Here is a 2,365-nt window from a genome sequence, read left to right as displayed (position 1 = left end):
GCAAGCCTCGAGCTTCAGGAGCTTCTGTTCGAGGCGCTGGCGTTCTGCCGGCTGGCGGAGAGCTTCGGCGAGCACTCGCTGTGCGACGTGACCCGGCACGGGCGTGGCCGCGCGGTGCTGGGGATTCGCAACGTCGTTCCGGCGGACTTTCTCGCCCCGCGCATCCAGCGCGCCCAGAGCGCGGTGCTGTTTTCCGCCACCTTGAGCCCGCCGCGCTACTACCGCGACCTGCTCGGCCTGCCGGCGAATACCGTGTGGCGCGAAATCGAATCCCCCTTCGCCGCCCACCAGCTCAAGGTAGCGATCGCCCGGCACATCTCGACGCGCTACCGCGACCGGGAGCGCTCGATTGCGCCCATCGTCGAGGCCATCGCCGGCCAGTACCGCGAGATGCCCGGTCACTATCTGGCGTTTTTCAGCAGCTTCGCCTACCTCGAATCGGCGCTTACGCGGTTTCAGGCCGACTGGCCGGAGATTCCCGCCTTCGCCCAGACCCGGGGCATGGCGGAGCGCGAGCGCGAGGCGTTTCTTGCCCGCTTCACCCCCGGCGGGCGCGGCGTGGGTTTTGCGGTGCTCGGTGGCGCGTTTGGCGAAGGCGTAGATCTGCCTGGCGACCGGCTGATCGGCGCCTTCATCGCCACACTGGGCTTGCCGCCGTTCAACGCCTTCAACGAAGCGCTCAAGGCGCGCCTCGAGGCCCGCTTCGGCGAAGGCGAGGCCTACACCTACCGCATTCCCGGCCTGATCAAGGTGGTACAGGCCGCAGGCCGGGTGATTCGCGGCCCCGAGGACGAAGGCGTGGTGGTGCTGCTCGACGACCGCTTCGACCAGCCGGCCATCCGCCGGCTGCTGCCGAGCTGGTGGGCGCTCTAGGCGGAGGCCAGCGAGAACGCAAGCCCCAGCACGCTCACCGCGATCAGCACCGCCCCCAGCACGCGAAAGAACAGCACCGTGTCGGCCTTTTGCAGCGCCTGGTGGGCGCGCTCGCCGAGCAGGTGGCCAGCAAAGGCACAGGGCAGCAGCCAGAGCTGGTGGATGAGCTGCAGGTCGACCCCGGCGACGATGAACGACACCATCTTGATCACCACCAGAATGAACCAGAGCACGAACATGGTATCGCGCAGCTGCTCCTTCGCCACGTGGGCGGCGAACACCGCCACGATCAAGGGCGCACCGATCAGGGAGGTGCCGCTGACGTAGCCGCCCAGGCCCAGCAGCGCGACGTCCACGTAGCGGTGCCGGCTGGTGAACGGCTTGTTGAGCACGTAGCCCACGGCGTAGACGATGACGATGGCGAAGATGATGTTGGTCATGATGGCCGCCGGCAGGGTCAGAAGCCCCACCACGCCAACGAGCTTGGGCACGATCATGATCTTCAGCGCCTTTTTCAAATAGCGCCAGTCGATGTTGCTGCGGGTAGGGTTCGCGGTATGCGCCTTGAGCTGGCGATTGCCCCGCCAGGCGATCCAGCTCGAGAAGATCAAAAGGTGGATGGCGATGATCGGCAGAAACACCAGCGGGTCGTCGTGCACCAGCAGCAGAAAGGGGAGTGCGAGCACCGCGCCGCCGAAACCCAGGCTCGTGCGCACGAAGCCGCTCCAGGCGAAGATCAGCCCGATCAGCGCGTACTGGTACCACAGAAGATCCGCCATCGCCCGGCTTCCTCGATCCAACAAACGTTAAAGAGTCGCGCCGCCGAGCGTGCTTTTCCCCGCCGGCGGCTATGCTGGTACAAGCCTACCAACAAACCGCCGCGAAGGAACGCCGTTCACCACGGCCACGCGGGCCTGCCACCACAACGGAACGTGTGACTCATGACTGCCAAGAAACCGATCAGCTTTTTCGTCCACCACCAGGGCCGCGGCCATGCCCGCCGCGCCATGGCGATCATCCGCCACTTCTCGAAGGCGCGCCCGGTCAGCGTGATGACCGCCGACCCCAGCCTGTTCGACGGCTTCGAGCGCGAGATCGACCTGGTGGCGCTGCCCAACATGATCGGCGCGGCGGTGCCGACCCAGGCGCTTTTCGACCAGCCCACGCCACCCGTGATGCACTGCGTGCCCATGGGCGTGACCGAGATGCGCCAGACCATGCGCGGCGTGCTCGATCACCTCGATGACATCGACGCCGGGCTGTTCGTGATCGACGTCTCGGCGGAGCTGGCGCTTTTGTCGCGCATCGCCAGCGTCCCGGCGGTGAGCATTCGCATGCACGGCGATCGCAACGACCCGGGCCACCTGGGCGCCTACGAGGCGAGTGTCGCCATGCTCGCGCCCTTCGACGAGCGCCTGGAGCAGGCGGATTACCCGGCCCACCTGCGCAAGAAAACCTTCTACAGCGGCGGGCTTTGCACCACCACGGCGAG

At 66.7% G+C, this 2,365-nt stretch carries 2 protein-coding genes and 1 pseudogene; 2 read left to right on the top strand and 1 reads right to left on the bottom strand.

Going from position 1 to position 2,365, the window contains the following annotated elements; all coding sequences use genetic code 11:
* Positions 1-873, top strand: an 873-nt coding sequence (locus BIS11_RS15355) for an ATP-dependent DNA helicase (RefSeq protein WP_253586469.1), incomplete at its 5' end; no start/stop codon positions are given.
* Here the strand turns inward: BIS11_RS15355 and BIS11_RS15350 are convergent.
* A complete protein-coding gene (locus BIS11_RS15350; protein WP_253425745.1) occupies positions 870-1,652 on the bottom strand; it encodes a sulfite exporter TauE/SafE family protein in 783 nt (260 codons plus the stop codon). The two genes, BIS11_RS15355 and BIS11_RS15350, sit on opposite strands and share 4 nt — an antisense overlap.
* A gap of 162 nt (positions 1,653-1,814) precedes the next feature.
* Here BIS11_RS15350 and BIS11_RS15345 point away from each other — a divergent pair.
* A pseudogene (locus BIS11_RS15345) lies at positions 1,815-2,365 on the top strand (glycosyl transferase); the annotation flags it as partial.

Origin of the sequence: Halomonas sp. 707D4 (assembly GCF_024158685.1) — a bacterium.
GTDB lineage: Bacteria > Pseudomonadota > Gammaproteobacteria > Pseudomonadales > Halomonadaceae > Vreelandella.
This window is presented reverse-complemented; position numbering and strand designations above follow the sequence as displayed.